Genomic DNA, 20,856 nt, shown 5'->3' on the forward strand with positions numbered 1-20,856 from the left:
CAATCACTGGTCCACGACTCGCAACTTAACACCTCACAGGAGTAATAAACATGGCAGCTAAAGAAGTTATCTTCGGCGACGCAGCGCGCGCCAAAATGGTAGAAGGCGTCAACATTCTGGCCAACGCCGTTAAAGTCACCCTGGGCCCTAAAGGCCGCAACGTGGTACTGGAGCGCTCGTTCGGCGCCCCAACCGTCACCAAGGACGGCGTATCGGTAGCAAAAGAAGTTGAACTGAAAGACAAGCTGCAAAACATGGGCGCGCAAATGGTCAAGGAAGTTGCTTCCCGCACCAGCGACAACGCCGGCGACGGTACCACCACCGCTACCGTTCTGGCCCAGGCTATCGTGCGCGAAGGCATGAAGTTCGTTGCCGCCGGCATGAACCCGATGGACCTGAAGCGCGGCATCGACAAAGCAGTCGCTGCCACCGTCGAAGAACTGAAAAAAATCGCCAAGCCAACCACCACCACCAAAGAAATCGCCCAGGTTGGCGCGATCTCGGCCAACTCGGATTCGTCGATCGGCGAGCGCATCGCTGAAGCGATGGAAAAAGTCGGCAAAGAAGGCGTGATCACCGTGGAAGACGGCAAGTCGCTGAACGACGAGCTCGACATCGTTGAAGGTATGCAGTTCGACCGCGGCTACCTGTCGCCATACTTCATCAACAACCAGGAAAAGCAAGTCGCTGCCCTGGAAAGCCCGTTCGTGCTGCTGTGCGACAAAAAAATCTCGAACATCCGTGACCTGCTGCCCGTACTGGAACAAGTTGCAAAAGCCGGCCGTCCACTGCTGATCATCGCAGAAGACATCGAAGGCGAAGCACTGGCGACCCTGGTGGTCAACAACATCCGCGGCATCCTGAAAACCGTTGCTGTAAAAGCTCCAGGCTTCGGCGACCGTCGTAAAGCCATGCTGGAAGACATCGCCATCCTGACCGGCGGCCAGGTTGTAGCTGAAGAAGTCGGCCTGACCCTGGAAAAGATCACCCTGGAAGAGCTGGGCCAGGCCAAGCGCATCGAAGTGGGCAAAGAAAACACCATCGTCATCGACGGTGCTGGTCAAGCCGCTGCGATCGAAGGCCGCGTCAAGCAAATCCGCGTGCAGATCGAAGAAGCGACCTCGGACTACGACCGTGAAAAACTGCAAGAGCGCGTGGCCAAGCTGGCTGGCGGTGTTGCCGTGATCAAGGTTGGCGCTGCCACCGAAGTCGAAATGAAAGAGAAAAAAGCCCGCGTTGAAGATGCACTGCACGCTACCCGCGCTGCCGTGGAAGAAGGCATCGTTGCCGGCGGTGGCGTGGCCCTGCTGCGCGCCCGCGCCATGGTTGCCGGCCTGAAAGGCGACAACCCTGACCAGGACGCAGGTATCAAGATCGTGCTGCGCGCGATGGAAGAGCCACTGCGCATGATCGTGCAAAACGCCGGCGAAGAAGCTTCGGTCGTTGTTGCAGCAGTTCTGGCCGGCACCGGCAACTACGGCTACAACGCCGCCAACGGCACCTACGGCGACATGGTCGAAATGGGTGTTCTGGATCCAGCAAAAGTAACCCGTTCGGCACTGCAAAATGCAGCCTCGATCGCCGGCCTGATGCTGACCACCGACTGCATGATCGCTGAATCGGCTGACGACAAATCGGCTGCCGGCATGGGCGGTATGGGTGGCATGGGCGGTATGGGCGGCATGGACGGCATGATGTAATGTGCCGGCCGGTCAGGCTCTGTGGAGCCTGACTCGCCAATAAAAAAGCCCGCGCAGGCATCGAGCTTGCGCGGGCTTTTTCGCGTCTGCCGCAAAAGTTTATGCGTCGTGGAACTCGTCCTCGATTTCCTCGCGGCGCGGGGCCTCGGCGATGTGGACGATCAGGGTGTCGTGCAGTTCGTGGGCGGGGTGGCTGGCGCGATGCTGGGCGAACCAGAAGGCTTCGGACAGGTCGTCGTCTTCGTGCGAGGTGGTGATCAGCACGTCGGCGTCGTCCAGGTCTTCGTAGTTGGTCGCCTCCAGGTGGGCGTCGTCGATCGACTCGTGCCATTGTTCGGCGTCTTTGCCCCACACCATCACGTACTTGCTGCCCGACTCGACCAGCCAGCGGCTGATGTCCCAGCGCACCGTTTCCAGCACATCGACATCGACCACCAGCACGGCCTTGAAGTTTTCCAGCGCGTCGAGCACCGGCAGTTCGGCTTCGGGCGCCAGGTGCAGGTAGCGGGGAGGATTTTTTTTCATGCTGCGTCCAGGAGATTCAAACGACGCATTGTCCGCTGATTTTCACCGCCCCGCAATCCAGCCTTAAAACGGATCGAGCGCGATCGTGAATTTGCCGCTGCCGTCCAGGGCGCCAAACGTGTAGTTCTGCCAGCCCGGATACGCCTGCGGCTCCCAATAGAACACACCGAGGCCGTTCGAACCGAGCGCCTTGGTCTTGGTCAGCAGGTCGGCCACCATGGCCTTGGATGTGGCCGCTTGCGTCCAGTCCATGCCCACCTCGGTCACCATCACCGGCTTGGCGTAACGCGCGACCATGTCCTTCATGTTGATCGAGATTTTATTGTTGTAGTTGGTCCAGTCCGCTGGTGGCGGGTAGTGCGACATGCCGATCACGTCCCACTTGGCGCCCGCACCTTTGACGCCATCGAAGAACCAGCGGAATACCGCGTTGTCGTAGCCGTTGGCCAGGTGCAGGATCACCTTGGCGTTCGGGTACACGGACTTGGAGGCGTTGTAACCGCTGTTGATCAGGCCGGCCAGGTTGGCGAAACTGGTGGTCTTCCCTTCCGGCCACAACATGCCGCTGTTGATCTCGTTACCGACCTGTACCCACTCGACGTTGATGCCGTTCGACTTGAGGTAGTTGAGGGTGTCGCGGGTGTGGGTGTAGACGTCGGTATTGAGTTGCGCCAGCGAGTGGTTGGCCCAGGCGGCCGGCTTGGTTTGCTGGCCCGGATCGGCCCAGCTGTCGCTGTAGTGGAAGTCGATCATGATGCGCTGGCCCTGGGCGGCAGCGCGCTTGGCCTTGTACAGCACGTCTGCGCCGTCGTTCCAGCCCGGCTTGGCCCACACGCGCAGGCGAATCGCGTTGATGTTGAGGTTTTTCAGCAGCACGAACGGATCGGTCTTGACGCCGCTGCTGTTGTAGAACGAGTAGCCGGCCGATTCCTGCTGGCTGACCCAGCCCACGTCGGCGCCGTTGGCGAAGCTTTGTGCCACGCTGGTCGAGGCGGCAAAGGTCAGCGCCATGCCGCAGAATGCGGCAAGCATTTTCTTGAATGTCATGTTGTCTCCAGTGTCTTTTTTAGGTTACGCCCTGCCCCCAACCGCTCGTCGACGGTTTGTGTGGGGTACGGCTGTGCGGGTTGGTCTGCGGCTAGCCGAAGCGTGCCGCCGGAATGCCGGCCACGTCCACGCGCACCGAGAACAAACCACCGGTCAGCGGGAATTCCTTCAGTTGCTCGGGCGTGTTGTCTTCGCTGGCGGTGGTGATGAACAGGGTCTTGAAGTCCGGGCCGCCAAAGGTGCACGACGCCGGATTGCGCACCGGCACGCGGATGGTGTCGAGCAGGTCGCCATCGGGCGAGTAGCGGCATACGCGGCCGCCGCCCCACTGCGCCACCCACACGCAGCCTTCGCTATCGACCGTCATGCCGTCGGGAGAACCTTCGCCTTCGGCAAACTGGCGCCACACGCGCGGCTCGCCCAAGGTGGCGTCGGCCGCCAGCGGGTAGGCGTAGATACGGCCTTCGAAACTGTCGGTGTGGAACATGGTGGCGCCGTCGAGGCTGAAGGTCGGGCCGTTGCAGATGTGGTAGCCGGCATCGGCCACCGTCAGCGACAGGTCCTTGTCGAGCAGGAACAGCGCGCCGACCGCTTGCGCGTAGTCGGTGTTGTGCATGGAGCCGGCCCAGATGCGACCAGCGCTGTCGACCTTGGCGTCGTTCAGGCGCAGGTCGCTGCCGGGGGCGAACGGATGGGCGATGTAGTCGATGCGCAATTCAGGCTCGAGCCACACGCGGGCGATGCCATGGCGCAGGCCGGCCATGAAGCCGTCGCCGTCGGCGCGCGCGATGAGCCAGCAGACGTAGTCCGGCATTTCCCAGGCGTGGCGCTGGCCGGTCTCGGTGTCGAACGCGTGCAAGGTCTTGCTTTTGAGGTCGACGAAATACAGGCGTTGTTGTTCGGCTACCCACAGCGGGCCTTCGCCCAGTTGCGCACCCAGGTCCCACAGGCATTGCACGTCATACTTGCTCATCGTTTTGTCTCCGTATTGGGAACCTCGAAAACCTACTGCGCGATTCGCTATCGCCGCTCCGTTGCTCAGCGTACCTCCGTACGCTTCCGCTACTCGCGACGATAACGAATCGCTCGCTACGGTTTAAGAGGTCCCCTTGATTTTAAAAAATCAGGCCGCCAGTGCGCGCCAGGCATTGACGAACGCTGCTGCGCGTTCGCCCAGTTCTTCCAGCGATACGCCCGGCGTAAACAACGCGCCGCCGATACCGAAACCGGTGGCGCCGGCTTTTTTCCAGCCGGCCATGGTCTCGGGCGTGACGCCGCCCACCGGCCACATCGGGGTGCCGGCCGGCACCACGCTGAGCATGGCCTTCAGGCCGCCGTGGCCGACCATCTCTGCCGGGAACAGTTTCAGCGCATGGGCGCCGGCGTCGAGCGCGGCGAACGCTTCGGTCGGGGTGGCCACGCCGGGCGCGCAGTACATGCCCAGTTCGGCAGCGCGACGGATCGCGGCCGGATTGCAGTTAGGGGAAACCAGCAGGCGACCGCCCGCTTCGTACACGGCTTCCACGTGCGCCACGCTGAGCATGGTGCCGCCGCCGACCAGGGTATCCGGCAGGTTGAGCTTGACGATGGCAGCGATGCACTCGAGCGCGCCCGGACGGTTCAGCGGCACTTCCAGCGCGCGGAAACCGGCGTTGTACAGCACCTTGGCGACATCGACCGCCTCGGCAGGTTGCAGGCCGCGCAGGATGGCGACCAGTGGCGTGGTTGGATGAGAAATAGTCATGTTCAGCCCTTGATGAATTGGGAAATCGCGGTGCAATACACGCGGTGGGGATCGAGCACCTGGCATTGCAAGCCAAAGTGCTGGGCGGCGACGGCGTAGCGCCTGGCCAGCGCCGGTGAGCCGATCACGGTAATGGTGCCGCCGGCAGGCAGGCTGCGGGCGGCGGCGGCAAATTCGGCGCCGATCAGCAAGCCGCTGACAAACGCGGCGGCCTGCTCGGCCGGGGCGCTGCGCGAGACCACGCCGGCCCGTACGCGGAACAGGGTGTTGGACAACGGCTCGCCCACGCCAGCCTGGTCGAGGCCGGCCGCGAAACCGGCAGCGTCGCTGGTGTCGCCGCCCATCATCGACGACAAGGTGCCGCCCTTGGACAGCATGGCGAACAATTCGCCGGTCATGTACGTGGACAGCGACTGGATCACGCCGTCCTGCAGCAGCACCCACTTGCTGTGGGTGCCGGGCAGTACCAGCCAGCCATCGCGCTGGCCCAGCACCACGGCGCCGAGCAACTGGGTTTCTTCACCGCGCATGACGTCGGCAGAGGGGCCGCGCCGGTAAGCGTAGCCGGGCACGATGTGGCAGTTGGCCGACCACGGCGCTTCGGCCACCGGCGCCAGGTGCGCCGGCAGTTCGGTCAGTGGTACTGCGGCGTCGAGGTAGTTCACTTCCTGCCAGCCCGAGGCGCTGCCGACCATGCCGGACATGATCACCGGCATGGTGGCGTCGATGCCCATGGCGGTGCGCAGGCCGTCGAGCGAGGCGCCGAAGCGCTCGCGCCCGCCCACGGCCAGCATGCCCTGGTCATCCTCGTACTCGGCCAGGCAGTTGGCTTGTTGATCGATCAGGTAGGCGCGCCGGTTGCTGGTACCCCAGTCAACGCCGAGTATGGTCTTGTCCACGATGAAATCCTTTTCTATGCTGCCAAGATGTTACGGAATCGACAGGGATGCCGCCAATGAATTATCAGATAGGAGTAATACCAAAATTGTATAGGCTTATGCGGTACTCTGTAGCCTTGTCCAGTCGCAAACGTTGCCCGATGGTTGCCTTTGGTTTAGTATGTCCATCTATAAAATAGTTTTGTCGATTCCATATGGCTTCTCCGTCTTTCCCGCCCCGCCTGTTGCTCGCTGCCGGTGCTGTCATCGCAGTGCTGGTCGGCGTCGGCGTGTACGTTAGCAATTCGACACCTGAGCCCGCTCCTGCCGTCCCTGTGCAACCTGCGCCCGTCAAGCCCGCTCCCACGCCACCAGTAGCGCCGCCCGCCGCCAAGCCGGCGCCACGCCCACCGGTCGCGGTCGAACCGGCCGCGCCAGCCGAACCGAAAGTCACGCGCACCAAGGACCAGGCCTCGGCCGCCTTGCTGGCGTTGCCGGAACTGCGCGCCTGGTCCACCATGCTGGAAAAAACCTCGAACGGCAAAGTCAAAGGCGCGCTGATCGAATACGATCCGGCGCCGCGCAAGTACCGGGGCAAAACCTATTACCAGTTCAGCTTTGTGGAAAACAGCGCCGACGCGGCGCTGCGGTGGGAAAGTTTCCTGGTCTCGGCCAATGACGACGAAATCCTGGTGGAAGACGCCACCAACGATGAAATAATCAGTTTGGCGCGCTGGCGCCGTGAAAAGCACCCGGAGAAGCGCACCAGCGTTGACGGTTAAGCTGCGTTAAACCCGCACGGCCAGGCCGGGGTCGGACCCCGCAGGGGGTCCGACCGCAAACGTAGACGGCTGCGTTATCTTTACGCGACTGCGGGTTTCAGGTCTGCCGCCCGCCTTACCTTCCCCACCCACAGCACTGACAGCACGGTCAATCCCGCCGCCAGCCAGCCATTGAGGCCGTAGCCGATAATGTGCCCGGCCGCGTCGGTGTGCAGGGTCATGCCACCGAGCAGTGCGCCGGTGCCGCTGCCGATCGACTGGATCGCCGAGTTCGCGCTTAAGAATCCGCCACGCCGCGACGGCTCCGGCACCGTGGTCATCAAGGCCTGCAACGGAATCGTTCGCCCCGACACCGCCGTCATGAAGAACGGGAAGAACAGGATCACCGCCACGAGCGGCATGGCCGGCATGTGGGTGACGAACAGCATCGGCACCGCCGAGGCCAGCGCCATGTAGCGGTACACCTTGTGCGCACCTAGCCGGTCCGACCAGCGGCCGATGCGGCGCGCGGTAAACAGCGTGGCCACGCCGCCGGCCAGGTACACATAGGTCACCTCCGCCGGCGCGATGCCGAGATTGCTCACCATTACTGGCGAGATGAACGGAATCACCAGCATGCCGGTGGCCATGTTCATGAACGAAAGCACGAACGCCGCCAGGTGATTCGGTACCTTGTACAGCGCCAGCAAATTGGGCAGCACCGCCTTGAGCGGCACCGGGTGTCCCAAATGACCATCAATGGCCGGCAACGCCCGCGCCGCCAGCACCCAGACCAGCACCGACAACACCACCAGCAGGTAGAACGGCGACGCCCAGCCGAAGTGCGCGGCCAGCATCACGCCGGTAGGCACGCCAGCGACGGCCGCCATGCTGAACGACGTCATCACCACGCCGGTGGCGGCGCCGCGCCGCTCGGCCGGGATCAGGTCGCCGATGATGGCCATGATGATGGCGCCCAATACGCCGCCGGTCACGCCGGCAAACGCGCGCGAGGCGATCAGCACCTCGAAGGTGGGCGCCAGCGCGCACGCCAGGTTGGACAGGGTAAACAGCGCAAACATCCACAGCAGCAGCTGCTTGCGGTCGAAGCGGTCGATATACATCACCGCCAGCAGGCCGGACAGGCCAGCGCACCAGGCGTATGCGGACACCGCGCCCGAGACTGCGGCCGGGGTGATGGAAAACGCCGACATCAGCTGCGGCGCGAGCGGCATCATGACCATGAAATCCATGATCACGGTGAACTGCGTGAGCGCCAGCAGCCACAGCACCAGGCGCTCGCGCGCCGGGGTCAGTGCAGGCGCGGGGACCGGCATCGATAAGCCAGGCCCGGTCATGCCAGCGCCGTGATGTCGGCCGTGGCCTGGCGCAGGATGGCGCGGATCTGCTCGAGCTTTTCAGGCGCTGGATGATTTTCCTGGCCCTGGGCGATCACCGCGTGCTTGAGCTCATGCATGATGGTGCGCAGGTCGTCGCGCGCTTCGGCCGGGTCGCTCATGCGCGCCACGATGGCGTCGACGAACTGGCGGTTTTCGGCCAGGAAGGCCTCGCCTTCCGGCGTGATGGTGTGCAGCTTCTTGTTGCCGTCGGGCGAAGCCGAAACGTGGCCCATGTCGAGCAGCATCGACAGCAGCGGATAGATGGCGCCCGGGCTCGGCGTGTAGCCGCCGCCGGAACGCTGTTCGAGTTCCTTGATGATCTCGTAGCCGTGGCGCGGCTTTTCGGCGATCAGTTGCAGCACGATGTAGCGCATGGCGCCGGCGTCGAACATCTTGGGACCACGGGCGCGGCCGCCGCCACCGTGACCGGGATGACCGTGGGCGGCGTGGTGGCGATGAGGATGATGAAATTTAAACATAGCAGCTCTTTCTTTACGATATAACGGTTTAAGATATAACTTAGTAAGACATATCTTATCCTGTTGTCGTAAGAATTCAAGCAGCAATTTGTAACAGGCGAAAAAAAGGCAGACCGCGTGGGTCTGCCTTGTTCCGGGACTGAAAGGACTCAGCCGTCCAGGTGCGAGATCAGCAATCTGCGGCCATCTGTTTCGCCCTTGGCCTTGTGCTCCACCACCAGCTGCCCATGCTGCGCATCGAGCGAAATACCCACCGACAGGATGTCGATCAGCAGCAGCTGCAAGATGCGCGAAATCATCGACAGGAACGTCGTGCTGTCCTCGGAGTGATCCACGGCCAGGCACACGCTGGCTTTTTTCGCCAGCGGCGAATTGCTCGATGTGATGGCGATGACATCGGCGCCGGCTGCGCGCGCCACGTCCACCGCCTCGAGCAGATCGGGCAGCTTGCCCGAGTTGGAAATGGCGATCACCACGTCGCCCGGCTTGAGCAGCTCGGCGGCCAGGTTGAGCAAGTGCGAGTCGCCGTAGGCCGACGTCGGGATGCGGAAGCGGAAGAACTTGTGCTGGCCGTCGAGCGCCACCACGCGCGAGTTGCCCATCGCGTAAAACTCCACGCGCCTGGCCTTGGCCACCAGCGCAATGGCCTTGTCGATCGAGCGCACGTCGAGCTGGTCGCGAAATTTCAAAATCGCGGAAACCGTATTATCGATCACCTTGGCGCTGAGGTCATGGGTGCTGTCGCTCACCCGCACCTGGCTGTGGCGCACGGGAATCGCGCCCGTCAGGCTGCTGGCAAATTTCAGTTTGAAGTCGGCCAGGCCGAGGAAACCGAGCGAGCGGCAGAAGCGGATCACGGTCGGCTGGCTCACTTCGGCCAGCCGTGCGATATCGGCAATCGGCTCGTTGAGCACCAGGCGCGGTTGCTCGAGCACCAGCTGCGCCACGCGCTGCTCGGCTGGCGTCAATTCGTGCTGCAAGTGGCGCACGCGCTCCATCAGGGTGTTGGCGCCGCTGCGCCCGCGCAGGTGTTCGGACAAGATGGTGGCCACGCCGTAGAACGCCGGGTTGGGCGTGGTGATCACGTAGGTCGGGATCTCGGACAGGTAACTGGTGAAACGGCCCTTGGCTTCAAAGCGCGACCGGAACGGCGACTGGGCAAACCACTCGCCCATGCGCGGCACGATGCCGCCGCCGATGAACATGCCGCCGAACGCGCCCAGCGTAACCGCCAGGTTAGCGGTGGCGCCGCCCAGCATGGCGCAGAAGCATTCGAGCACTTCCAGGCACAGCGGATCTTTATCGGTCAGCGCGCCGGCCATGATCTCCTGCGAGCTCAGGTCGCGCACCTGGCGGCCGTTGCGCTTGGCAATCGCCCGGTAAATGATCTCCATGCCGGGGCCGGAAATCAACCGCTCGGTCGAGACGTGCGACCAGGTTTGCCACGCGTACTGCAGGATCGAATATTCGCGCTCGTCGGCCGGCGCGAAGTTGGTGTGGCCGCCCTCGGAGCCCAGCGTGACAAAGCCGTCCACGGTGGGAATCACGCCCGAGACGCCCAGGCCGGTGCCCGGTCCCAGCACGCCGATCACGGAGTTCGAGGCCGGCTTGCCGCCACCTACCTGCATCAAATCGGCAGGTTTGAGGCCCGGCAGCGACATGGCCAGCGCGGTGAAGTCGTTCACCACCAATAACGTGTGCAGGCCCAGGGCGCGGCGCACTTCGTCGGTGGAGAATTCCCAGTCGCGGTTGGTCATGCGGATGTAGTCGCCGCTGACCGGGTTGGCCACGGCCAGCGCCGCGTGGTTGAGCGTGATGTCGGCGTGGTCGGCCAGGTACGAGCGCAGCATGGCGACGATGTCGGCATAGTCATCGCACTTGAGCACGCGCACGGCGCGGAACTCGCCCGGCGCCGTCTGCAAGGCGAAGCGCGCATGCGTGGCGCCGATGTCGGCCAGCAGGCGCGGACCGTCGGCAAAGGCGCTGCGGTTGAGTTTTTGATCCACTTCGGAATGTTTCATGTTGGTTCAGTCAAAGCAGTTGCGGAAGCATACCCGAAATAGTGTGTATCAAGAAGTCAACCTGTGGAGTTACAGTGAGCGCTCGAGCCGTCATCCTCGCGTATGCGAGGATGACGGCTCTCAAGCTAGCGTCATATTCAAGCTGCGTAGCCGAACCACGCGCCGTAGGCCGGCAATGACACCTGGCCGTCCGCCACCGTCCCCGGCAAACCATACCCGTCGAGCTGCTGCGCGCCGCTGACCTGCGGCAGGTCGAAACTGACCGCCTCCGCACCGAGGTTAAACACCGCAATCACACCGCGCTCGCCTTCGAGATCGCGGCGCAGCGCCAGCACTGGCTCGGGCGCATCGTAGAAGCTGATCGCGCCGCGTGTGAGCTGCGGCAGCGTGCGGCGCCAGGCGATGAAGGCGCGGGTAAAGGCGAGCGTAGACGCGGGATCATTCTCCTGCACTGCCGCCGCGCGGTCGCGGTGCTGCGGCGAGACCGGCAGCCACGGCTGGCCGGTGGTGAAGCCGCCGTGGTCGTCGCCAGTCCACGCCATCGGCGTGCGGCAGCCGTCGCGCCCCTTGAACTCGGGCCAGAACGTGATGCCGTACGGGTCTTGCAGCAGCTCGAACGGCACGTCCGCTTCGGCAAACGCCAGCTCGTCGCCTTGGTACAGGCACGGCGTGCCCTTGAGCGACAGTTGCATCGCCAGCGCCAGCTTGGCAAACGCCGGCGGCGCGTCAGGCCCGCCCCAGCGCGAAGCCACGCGCGGCACGTCGTGGTTACCGACCGACCACGAGGCCCAGCCGCCCTTCACCCGTTCCTCGAACTGCTCGACCTGCTGGCGGATGTAGTGCGACGACAGGTGGTTGACCAGCAAATTGAAGCTGTAGGCCATGTGCAGCTTGTCGCCGCCGGCCGTGTACTCGGCCATGGTGGCGAGCGAATCGTCGGAGCCCACTTCGCCGATCGAGATGGCCTTGTATTCGTCGAGCAGCGCGCGCAGCTTTTGCAGGAATGGCAGATTTTCCGGGCGGGTCTTGTCGTAGTCGTGCGCCTGCATGCCGTAAGGGTTGACGTCGGTGACCGTGATCGAGTCGCGGTTGGTGGCCGGCGGATTGCTGCGCAGCTGCTGGTCGTGGAAGTGGTAGTTGCACGCGTCGAGACGGATGCCATCGACGCCGCGCTCGAGCCAGAAACGCAGCGCGTCCAGGTGCGCCTGCTGCACGTCCGGGTTGTGGAAGTTGAGCTGCGGCTGGCTGGCCAGGAAATTATGCATATAGTACTGGCGCCGGCGCGTGTCCCACTGCCACGACGAGCCGCCGAACACCGACAGCCAGTTGTTGGGCGGATTGCCGTCGTCCTTGGGATTGCTCCACACGTACCAGTCGGCCTTGGGATTGTCGCGGCTGGCGCGGCTTTCCTTGAACCACGCGTGGTCTTCGGCGGTGTGCGCCATCACCTGGTCGATCATGATTTTCAGGCCCAGGCTGTGGGCCTTGGCGACCAGCGCGTCGAAATCGGCCAGCGTGCCGAACATCGGATCGACGTCGCAGTAGTCGGCGATGTCGTAGCCGAAATCCTTCATCGGCGAGGTGAAAAAAGGTGAAATCCACACGATGTCCACGCCCAGCGATGCGATATAGTCCAACTTTGCCGTAATCCCCGGCAGGTCGCCGATGCCGTCGCCATTGGTGTCGTAGTAGCTGCGTGGATACACCTGGTAGATGATGGACTCGCGATACCAGTCCTGGGCATGCGGCGACACTTGAGTTAGTTGTTGAGTCATAAGAAAATCCGGGGTTGGCTGGGCAAAGAAAAAATAATCTGTACAGAATATACATGACCAACCTATTTTTTTCAATGTGCTTGCCAGTGGGGAATTATCACATTTAATTCTTCAAAATCAAATACTTATGGATTTCAACAGGAATTCTAAAGGTATAAAACAGTAGTCAAACTACAGAAAATCAGGAGAAAGTACAGTGAGCAGCAACGCCAGCAGCGTCGATATCAAGGACGGCAACGGTCCTTTGCCCCGGCAAATTCCCTACATCATTGCCAACGAAGGGTGCGAGCGCTTCAGTTTTTACGGCATGCGCAACATCCTCACGCCGTTCCTGCTCAGCACCCTGCTGCTGTTCATTCCGGCCGAGCACCGCACCAGCGAAGCCAAGCACGTGTTCCACACCTTCGTCATCGGCGTGTATTTCTTCCCGCTCTTGGGCGGCTGGCTGGCCGACCGCTACTTCGGCAAGTACAACACGGTGTTCTGGTTCTCGCTGATCTACGTGGCCGGCCACGCGTGCCTGGCGATTTTCGAGCACAACATCAACGGCTTTTACTTCGGGCTGGGGCTGATCGCGTTCGGCTCGGGCGGCATCAAGCCGCTGGTGGTGGCGTTCGTGGGCGACCAGTTCGACCAGACCAACAAGAACCGCGCGCGCCTGGTGTTCGACGCGTTTTACTGGATTATCAATTTCGGCTCGTTCTTCGCGTCGCTGTTGATGCCGGTACTGCTGCGCGACTACGGTCCGTCGGTGGCCTTCGGCGTGCCCGGCATCCTGATGGCGATTGCCACGCTGGTGTTCTGGATGGGCCGCCGCAAGTACGTGCACGTGCCGCCGGCCGCACCGAACCCCGATTCGTTCAGCAGCGTGGCGCGCACCGCGCTGCTGGCGCACAAGGCTGGCCAGTCGCGCCCTGGCCTGATGGTCGCTGGCGTGGGCGCGCTGGCGGCACTGATCTCGCTGTGCATGGCGCCGCAGTGGGGCTTCGTGATTGCCTTCTGTACTGCGCTGGTGCTGCTGCTGGCGTTCGGCTGCTTTGGCGTATCGATGCAACTGGACCGCGCGCGCGGGATGCACACGGCCGAAGCGGTGGAAGGCGTGCGCGCGGTGCTGCGCATCCTGATCGTGTTCGCGCTGATCACGCCGTTCTGGTCGCTGTTCGACCAGAAGGCTTCCACCTGGATCGTCCAGGCCAACGCCATGAATAGCCCGCAGCTGTCGCTGTTCGGCTGGGACTTCACCTTGCTGCCAGCGCAAATGCAGGCGATCAATCCGATCCTGGTGATGCTGCTGATTCCCTTGAATAACGTGGTGCTGTATCCGCTCATGCGCGCGATCGGCATCAACCCCACGCCGCTGCGCCGCATGGGCGCCGGCATCGCCCTCTCGGGCCTGTCGTGGATCGCCGTGGGCGCCATCCAGCTGAATATGGACGCCGGCGACCGGGTCTCCATTTTCTGGCAACTGCTGCCGTACGCGCTGCTCACGCTGGGCGAGGTGCTGGTCTCGGCCACCGGCCTGGAGTTCGCCTACAGCCAGGCGCCCAAGCCGATGAAGGGCATCATCCTCAGTTTCTGGTACCTGGGCACCACCATCGGCAACCTGTGGGTGCTGATCGTCAATGCCGGGGTGAAGAACGATACCGTCAGCGGCCATATCGCCAGCACGGGCTTGAGCGAGAGCGCATTCCAGATGTTCTTCTTTGCCGGCTTTGCGCTGGTGTGCGCGGGCTTGTTTGCGCTGTACGCCACGCGGTACAAGATGGTCGACAACTACCGGAAAGCGTAGAACGGATACCGGTCGCGTACCAAAACTACAGGTTTTCGATTACCATAAGCCGGCCAATTCCTACAGAATTGCCGGCTTTTTTGTAACAGCACTACTAAATCTATAGTTTGGAGACGAGATTGGCCAAGATTCTTACCGGCGTACTGAACGGCGCCCTCGTGGCGCTTACGTGCGCGGCAGCAACCGCCGCCCCCACCATCGCCGACTGCGACGGCGCCTTCGCCACCGTGCTGCAGGCTGGCGCCGTGCCGGCAGCAGCTACAGCCATGGATGCGCGCGCCTACTGGCTCGACCGCCAGTTGATCCAGTGGCCGGGCGCCGACAGCGCCGGCAACGTCAAACTGTATTACTCGGCCACCGCGCAGCTGCGCGCAACGCCCGGCCAGCGCGTGCAAGGCGCGGACGGCGCCCTGCTGCTGTCGCCTTCTAACGCGCCCGCCCCGGCCGCATTGGCGCAGCGCTTCAAGTTCATCGGCAAGGGACCGCTGCTGGCCGTCGCGCCCGAGGACGTGGCCCGCATGCCGGCGCTGCTCACCGGTCAACTGCTGCTGGTGCGCGAAGCGCCAGACGGCACGGTGCTCGACGCCACCACCGCCCAACTGCCGGGCGCCCTGGACGACCTGTACGCCAGCGCCGCCAATACGCCCGACCTGGGCGTGACCGTGGGAGCGAACAACACCGGCTTCAGGCTGTGGGCGCCCACCGCGCAAAACGTCGCCGTGTGCACCTACGCCAGCGGGTCGTCGAAGGCCAGCGCGCTGACCGCCATGCGCCGCGACGACGCCACCGGCACCTGGTCCGCGCAACTGGCCGGCAAGCACTCTGGCCAGTACTACCAGTACCTGGTGGACGTGGTGGCGCCAAACGCCGGACTGGTGCGCAACCTGGTCACCGATCCCTATTCCGTCAGCCTCACCACCGATTCGAAGCGCAGCTATATCGCCGACCTCGGTGCCGCCAGCCTCAAACCGGCAGGGTGGGACCGCACGCCGATACCGAAGCGCGTGAGCGCCCAGCCGGACATGGCGATCTACGAGCTGCACGTGCGCGACTTTTCAATCAACGACGCCACGGTGAGCGCCGCCAACCGCGGCAAGTACGCGGCCTTTACCGAGACCGGCTCGAACGGCATGCGCCACCTGGCTGCGCTCAGCAAAGCCGGCATGACCGACATCCACCTGCTGCCCGTGTACGACATCGCCACCGTGCCGGAAAAGGGCTGCGTGTCTCCGGATATAGCTTCGCTGCCCGGCTTGACACCCGACGGCCTCGAGCAGCAGGCTGCAGTTACCGCCGTCAAGTTCACCGACTGCTACAACTGGGGCTACGACCCGTACCACTACAGCGCGCCGGAAGGCAGTTATGCCACCGACGCCGCCGACGGCGCAAAGCGCATCGTCGAGTTCCGCCGCATGGTGCAATCTCTGCACCAGATCGGCCTGCGCGTGGGCATGGACGTGGTGTACAACCACACCTTCAGCACCGGGCAGGATCAGCGATCGGTGCTCGACCGCGTGGTGCCCGGCTACTACCACCGGCTCGATGCCAAAGGCGTGATCGAACGTTCCACCTGCTGCGACAACACCGCCACCGAAAACCTGATGATGGCCAAGCTGATGATCGATTCGGCCGAACTGTGGGCGGTGCAGTACAAGATCGATTCGTTCCGCTTCGACCTGATGGGCCACCAGCCGCGCGCGGCGATGGAAGCACTGCAGGCGCGCGTGAACCGGGCCACCGGCCGCCACATCAACCTGATCGGCGAAGGCTGGAACTTCGGTGAAGTGGCCGATGGCGCGCGTTTCGTGCAGGCCTCGCAGCTGTCATTGAATGGCAGCGGCATCGGCACCTTCAGCGACCGCGCGCGCGACGCCATGCGCGGCGGCGGCGCGGCCGACGGCAGCGCGCAGATCGCCAGCCAGCAGGGCTGGATCAACGGCCTGGTCTACGACGCCAATGCCGCCGCTGCCCCGCGCACCAAACAGGACTTGATGGACGCGGCCGACATGGTCAAGGTGGGCCTGGCCGGCTCGCTGCGTGGCTTTACCATGCAAACCCGCCACGGCGACAGCAAACGGCTCGAAAATATCGCCTACGGCGGCACCCAGCCGGCCGGCTACGCCAGCGCACCGGGCGAGACCGTCAACTACGTGGAAAACCACGACAACCAGACCCTGTTCGACATCAACGTGTTCAAGCTGCCGATCGGTACCACCACCGCCGAACGGGCGCAGGTGCAGATACTGGGCGCAGCCATCAACGCCTTCAGCCAGGGCGTGCCCTACTTCCACGCCGGCTTCGACATCCTGCGCTCCAAGTCGCTCGACCGCAACAGCTTCGAGTCCGGCGACTGGTTCAACCGCCTCGACTGGACCTACCGCGACAATTACTTCGGCACCGGCCTGCCGCGTGAAGAAGACAACGGCAAGGACTACGCGCTGATGCGCCCCCTGCTGGCGCGCGCGGCCGAGATCAGGCCCACGCCGCAGGACATCGCCTGGTCGCGCGACGCCTTCCGCGACCTGCTGGCGATCCGCGCCAGCAGCACCCTGTTCCGCCTGCGCACCGCGCACGATGTCGAACAGCGCCTGCGCTTTTACAACACCGGCGCGCAGCAGGTACCGTCCGTAATCGTGGGACGCCTCGACGGCGCCGGCTACCCGGGCGCGCGCTTCAAGGCCATCACCTACGTGATCAATGCCGACAAGGTGGCGCAGCAAGTGGCCATCAAGGAAGAACAGGGGCGCCGTTACCGGCTGCACCCGGTACACCTGCGCGCTGGCGCCGCCGACCGGCGCATTGCCGCCGGCGCAAAATACGACACCGCCACCGGTGCTTTTTCGGTGCCGGCACGTAGCGCCGTGGTGTTCGTGGAAGAGTAAAATCGGTGTTGCCGTTGCGCACGATTGGAGACGTACGCAACGGCAGAAACTTAAATCATGGTACTATTAATTTCACGAGCGCAATAACATTTCTATTGATGCAATCGATTGTAGCTTCGCTGTCCCGCATTGAATAGCTCGTTGTCAAGCACGTCCCACAGTGGGCAGGACATCGCCCTCTGGCACCACCAAAACGAAAACGACCATGACTATTTCTTGCCACACCACGGAAGCACAGCGCCTCGACGCGCTCCACAAGCTCAATATCCTCGACACGCCGCCAAGCGAAGCGTTCGACCGCATCACGCGCATGGCCGCGCGGCTGTTCAACCTGCCGATTGCCGCCGTCTCGCTGACCGACACCGACCGCCAGTGGTTCAAGTCGCGCGTGGGTGTCGACCACTGGTCGATCCCGCGCGTGAAGGCCCCGTGCGGCAATGTCGCCGACAATAGCGACCTGCTGATCATCCCCGACCTGCACGACGACGCCTATTTCCGCGACAGCCCGCTGGCCGCCGGCGGCATCCGCTACTACGCCGGCGCGCCGCTGGTCACTGCCGACGGCCACTGCCTGGGCGCCATGTGCGTGCTGGGTACCGAGCCGCGCGACACCACGCCGGAAGAGCTGACCATGTTGTGCGACCTGGCCGCGATGGTGATGTCGCAGATCGAGATCATGCATGCGCTGGGCCGCGTCGATGCGATCAGCGGCCTGCCCAACCGTAACCAGTTCATCGAAGACTTCCAGGACTTGCAGCGCGACAGCGCCGAGGGCGCCGAGCGCGTGGCGGTGCTGATCAACCTGGCCACGCCTGCCCAGCTGGCGCACGCGGTGCGCGCCATGAATCCGCGCTATCTCGACGAACTGGTAGCCGATGCCGCCGCCTGGATCCGCGCCGAACTGGGCGCCGGCCGCAAGGTGTACCACGTGGCCACTACCCAGTTCGCGATCCTGACCACGCCCGGCATGAGCATCGACCGGTATCCGCCGCTGCTCGAAGCCAAGCTCGAGCACGCCATCGCCACCGTCAAGACGCGCTTTGTCGCCACGCCCACCATTGGCGTGGTGCCTTTCGATATCAGCAATACCGACGCCCTGAGCGTGCTGCGGCGCGGCCAGAGCGCGGTGCAGGACGCCATCGAATCGGGCCGCAGCGTGGCCATGTACTCGGCCGGCGAAGACCAGGTCTATCGCCGCCGCTTCAGCCTGCTCAACGACTTCGGCGAGGCGCTCGAGAGCCGCAACCAGTTGCGCCTGGTGTTCCAGCCACGGATCGACATCGCCAGCGGCGACTGCGTGGGCGCGGAAGCGCTGCTGCGCTGGAACCATCCCACGCTCGGCGCCATCGGCCCCGGCGAGTTCATGCCCATCGTCGAGCGCTCGCGCCTGGCGCAGGCAGCCACCACCTGGGTGCTGAACACCGCACTCGATCAGCAACTGGCCTGGCGCCATGCCGGCCTGGTACTGCAACTGTCGATCAACGTTTCGGCGCTCAACCTGCTGGAAGCCGACTTTGCCGACCGCGTGGTGGCGGGCCTGAAACGGCGCGGCCTCCCGCACCACTGCCTGGAACTGGAGATTACCGAGAGCGCCATCATGGAGCACCCGGCCAAGGCGCATGCCACGCTCGATGCGCTGGCGCAGGCCGGCATCCACCTGGCGATCGACGATTTCGGCACCGGCTACAGCAGCCTGGCCTACCTGCAGCGGATGCCGGCCGACGTGGTCAAGATCGACCAGTCGTTCGTGCGCGATATCGAACACGACCAGCGCCAGCAAGGGCTGGTGCGCGCCATGATTTCGCTGTCGCAGGAACTGGGCCACCGGGTGGTGGCAGAAGGCGTGGAGAACGGCGCGGCGCTCGCCTTCCTGCGCTCGGCCGGCTGCGACGAGGCGCAAGGCTACCTGTTCGCGCGGCCGCTGGAAGTGGCCGATTTCGGTCGCTGGCACCAGCGCCAGGCCATGCAGGATGCGGCGCCGGTGCTCGATGTGGACACCGCACTGGAAGCGGTGGAACGCGCATTTGCCATGCGCGTGCCGCGCGTACCGTGCACGGTACCCTCCCCGCGCACGCTGCTGGCCGCTACGCGCCGCCGGCCGCTGGTGCGCTAAAGGCTGGTTAAAGGCTAGTCCTGGCCGATCAGCACGATCGGATTGCGGGTACCGAAATTGACACTGCCGCCGCGCACCACGGCAGTCTTGCCCGAGTAGTAGTCGCGCACCTTCTGGCCGTTGGCAAACACCCCGTGCAGCTTGATGGTGCTGGCCTTGTCGGTCGGCAGGTCGAGCGCCACCACCACCCGGTCGCGCAGGCCGTTCTGGTCGTATGTGCGCTTGAAGATATATGGCTTCGCTTGCAGCTGCTGGTGCACGCCCGCCCCCACCGCCACGTGGGCGCGGCGGAACTGGCCCAGGCGGCTCCAGTGCGCGTACACGTCGCCGACCTTGTAGCCGTCGCGCTGCGTATTTTGCGCCAACTCGTCCCAGTTCATGAAGGACCGTAATTTGGCGTCGCCGGTGGCCTCAAGCATATCGAGCTTGCGCGCGGTTTCGTCGCCGTAGTAGATCTGCGCGACGCCGGGCGCCAGCAGCAGCTTGGTCGCGCTCTCGAACGGGCGCTTGCGCGCGGCGTCGAACGGCGGCTCGTAGTCGTGCGAATCGATGTAGTTCAAGACCGAATAGCCTTGCAGCGCGCCGCCGTGCAGCATGTTCGAGTAGCTCGAAAACAGCGCTTCGTAATCCTTGTTGGCGTCGCGCACCAGGCCGAAGTTGATCAGGCTGTCGAAGCCCTGCTGGTAGTAGTTGGCAACGGTGCCGCCGCCCAGGTCGTGGGTCTGGCCGTGGGCGATATCGTAGTTATAGACTTCGGCGGTCATGTAGAACTTGTCGCCGAGCTTCTTGTCCGGGTTGGCTTTTTTCCAGTCTTCGTACGCCGCATCGGCCACCGTGCGCAGCTCTTTCCACACCTGCGGTTCCACGTGCTTGACGGTGTCGGCGCGGAAGCCGTCGACGCCAAATTTGCGGATCCAGTCGGCGTGCCACTTCATCAGGTAGTAGCGCGGTGCGCGCGGATAACCGGTCCTGGCAAAAAACTCGTCGAGCTCTTTGACCTGCTGGGTATAGCGTCCTTCGCGGCGCCATTTTTCCACCAGTTGCGGCGGCAGTTCCACCTCGGCGTCGCTGTCGGTGCGGATGTCCGGCAGGTTGTTGACCAGGGTGCAGGAGATGGTGGTTTTCGCGTCCTTGTAGGTGCAGGTAGGATCGGTACGCACCCAGTCCTGCGGCCATGCCGGATCGATCGGCGTGACCGGACCGGTGTGATTCATCACGACGTCGAGGATCACGCGGATGCCGCGCGCGTGCGCCGCGTCGACGAAATTACGGAAATCGTTCTCGGTGCCCAGGTTGGCGTCCACCGCCGTAAAATCCTTGGCCCAGTAGCCGTGGAAGCCGTACGACTTGCCGGTGCCTTCGTCGGTGCCGGCGTGGATCTGTTCAACCGGCGGCGTGAGCCAGATGGCGTTCACGCCCAGCGCATCGAAGTAGCCGTCGTTGATCTTGTTGATCAGGCCAGCGAGGTCGCCGCCCATGTAGCCGCGCAGCGGTGCCGCATCCTTCTGGCGGCCGTACGCCAGGTCGTTGCCGGTAAAGGCGTTATTGAAACGATCGGTCAGCACGAAATACACGGTGGCGTTTTCCCACAAGAAGGGCTGGGCCGCCTTGGGCGCCTCGATCGGCGGCGGGCCTTTCTTCTTGACGCCAGTGGCCTGCGCCGCGGCGTTGCCGCCGGTTGCGGCCAAAGCCAATGTCATCACTGCCAGGGAAATCGTGCTCCACCGTGTCAATCTCATGCT

The 20,856-nt window shown here is 63.7% G+C and carries 15 protein-coding genes; 5 read left to right on the plus strand and 10 right to left on the minus strand.

Annotation, left to right across the window (positions count from 1 at the left end):
* Positions 1-50: 50 nt before the first annotated feature.
* A complete protein-coding gene (groL, locus tag DUPY_RS16780) occupies positions 51-1,700 on the plus strand; it encodes a chaperonin GroEL (protein ID WP_070249532.1) in 1,650 nt (549 codons plus the stop codon).
* A gap of 99 nt (positions 1,701-1,799) precedes the next feature.
* On the opposite strand, the gene DUPY_RS16785 is transcribed toward groL, so the two are convergent.
* The 5 genes from DUPY_RS16785 to DUPY_RS16805 form a co-directional block, all read right to left on the minus strand.
* The gene (locus DUPY_RS16785; protein ID WP_070249533.1) at positions 1,800-2,225 is read right to left on the minus strand and encodes a DUF7684 family protein; all 426 of its coding nucleotides are present in this window, start codon (positions 2,223-2,225) and stop codon (positions 1,800-1,802) included.
* Positions 2,226-2,288: 63 nt separating this feature from the next.
* On the minus strand, positions 2,289-3,272 hold the full coding sequence (locus tag DUPY_RS16790; protein WP_070249534.1) for a glycoside hydrolase family 53 protein: 984 nt from the start codon (positions 3,270-3,272) through the stop codon (positions 2,289-2,291).
* 91 nt (positions 3,273-3,363) lie between these two features.
* Positions 3,364-4,245: an SMP-30/gluconolactonase/LRE family protein gene (locus DUPY_RS16795; RefSeq protein WP_070249535.1), complete on the minus strand. Its 882-nt coding sequence runs from the start codon at positions 4,243-4,245 to the stop codon at positions 3,364-3,366.
* Between the two features lie 150 nt (positions 4,246-4,395).
* Complete coding sequence (locus tag DUPY_RS16800) at positions 4,396-5,016, minus strand: 2-dehydro-3-deoxy-6-phosphogalactonate aldolase (RefSeq protein WP_056141042.1); 621 nt, start codon at positions 5,014-5,016, stop codon at positions 4,396-4,398.
* Positions 5,017-5,018: 2 nt separating this feature from the next.
* Complete coding sequence (locus DUPY_RS16805) at positions 5,019-5,915, minus strand: 2-dehydro-3-deoxygalactonokinase (protein WP_070249536.1); 897 nt, start codon at positions 5,913-5,915, stop codon at positions 5,019-5,021.
* A gap of 194 nt (positions 5,916-6,109) precedes the next feature.
* Here DUPY_RS16805 and DUPY_RS16810 point away from each other — a divergent pair, with 194 nt between their 5' ends.
* Positions 6,110-6,676 (plus strand): hypothetical protein, encoded by a 567-nt coding sequence (locus tag DUPY_RS16810; RefSeq protein ID WP_229255401.1) that lies wholly within the window; start codon positions 6,110-6,112, stop codon positions 6,674-6,676.
* An 80-nt stretch (positions 6,677-6,756) separates the two neighbouring features.
* On the opposite strand, the gene DUPY_RS16815 is transcribed toward DUPY_RS16810, so the two are convergent.
* The 4 genes from DUPY_RS16815 to DUPY_RS16830 all read right to left on the minus strand — a co-directional run bounded on the left by DUPY_RS16815 (position 6,757) and on the right by DUPY_RS16830 (position 12,330).
* Positions 6,757-8,013 carry an MFS transporter gene (locus DUPY_RS16815; RefSeq protein ID WP_070249538.1) on the minus strand — a complete coding sequence of 419 codons (1,257 nt, stop codon included), beginning with the start codon at positions 8,011-8,013 and terminating at the stop codon, positions 6,757-6,759.
* Positions 8,010-8,534, minus strand: coding sequence for a PadR family transcriptional regulator (locus DUPY_RS16820; protein WP_070249539.1), 525 nt, complete (start codon positions 8,532-8,534; stop codon positions 8,010-8,012). The genes DUPY_RS16815 and DUPY_RS16820 overlap by 4 nt, the downstream gene beginning before the upstream one ends.
* A 149-nt stretch (positions 8,535-8,683) precedes the next feature.
* A complete protein-coding gene (locus tag DUPY_RS16825) occupies positions 8,684-10,555 on the minus strand; it encodes a glucokinase (RefSeq protein WP_070249540.1) in 1,872 nt (623 codons plus the stop codon).
* A gap of 137 nt (positions 10,556-10,692) precedes the next feature.
* Positions 10,693-12,330 carry an alpha-glucosidase gene (locus DUPY_RS16830; RefSeq protein WP_070249541.1) on the minus strand — a complete coding sequence of 546 codons (1,638 nt, stop codon included), beginning with the start codon at positions 12,328-12,330 and terminating at the stop codon, positions 10,693-10,695.
* Between the two features lie 196 nt (positions 12,331-12,526).
* Between DUPY_RS16830 and DUPY_RS16835 the strand changes: the two genes are divergently transcribed.
* The 3 genes from DUPY_RS16835 to DUPY_RS16845 all read left to right on the plus strand — a co-directional run bounded on the left by DUPY_RS16835 (position 12,527) and on the right by DUPY_RS16845 (position 19,114).
* The gene (locus DUPY_RS16835) at positions 12,527-14,119 is read left to right on the plus strand and encodes a POT-type proton-dependent oligopeptide transporter (RefSeq protein ID WP_084640750.1); all 1,593 of its coding nucleotides are present in this window, start codon (positions 12,527-12,529) and stop codon (positions 14,117-14,119) included.
* 119 nt (positions 14,120-14,238) lie between these two features.
* Complete coding sequence (gene pulA, locus DUPY_RS16840) at positions 14,239-17,001, plus strand: pullulanase-type alpha-1,6-glucosidase (RefSeq protein WP_070249542.1); 2,763 nt, start codon at positions 14,239-14,241, stop codon at positions 16,999-17,001.
* A gap of 205 nt (positions 17,002-17,206) precedes the next feature.
* Entirely contained in the window at positions 17,207-19,114 is a 1,908-nt protein-coding gene (locus DUPY_RS16845) for a sensor domain-containing phosphodiesterase (protein ID WP_070249543.1), read from the plus strand.
* 14 nt (positions 19,115-19,128) lie between these two features.
* Here DUPY_RS16845 and DUPY_RS16850 read toward each other — a convergent pair whose 3' ends face one another.
* Positions 19,129-20,853, minus strand: coding sequence for an alpha-amylase family glycosyl hydrolase (locus tag DUPY_RS16850; RefSeq protein ID WP_084640751.1), 1,725 nt, complete (start codon positions 20,851-20,853; stop codon positions 19,129-19,131).
* Positions 20,854-20,856 lie beyond the last annotated feature (3 nt).

Origin of the sequence: Duganella phyllosphaerae, from assembly GCF_001758785.1 — a bacterium.
In the GTDB taxonomy this organism is placed as follows: domain Bacteria; phylum Pseudomonadota; class Gammaproteobacteria; order Burkholderiales; family Burkholderiaceae_D; genus Rugamonas; species Rugamonas phyllosphaerae.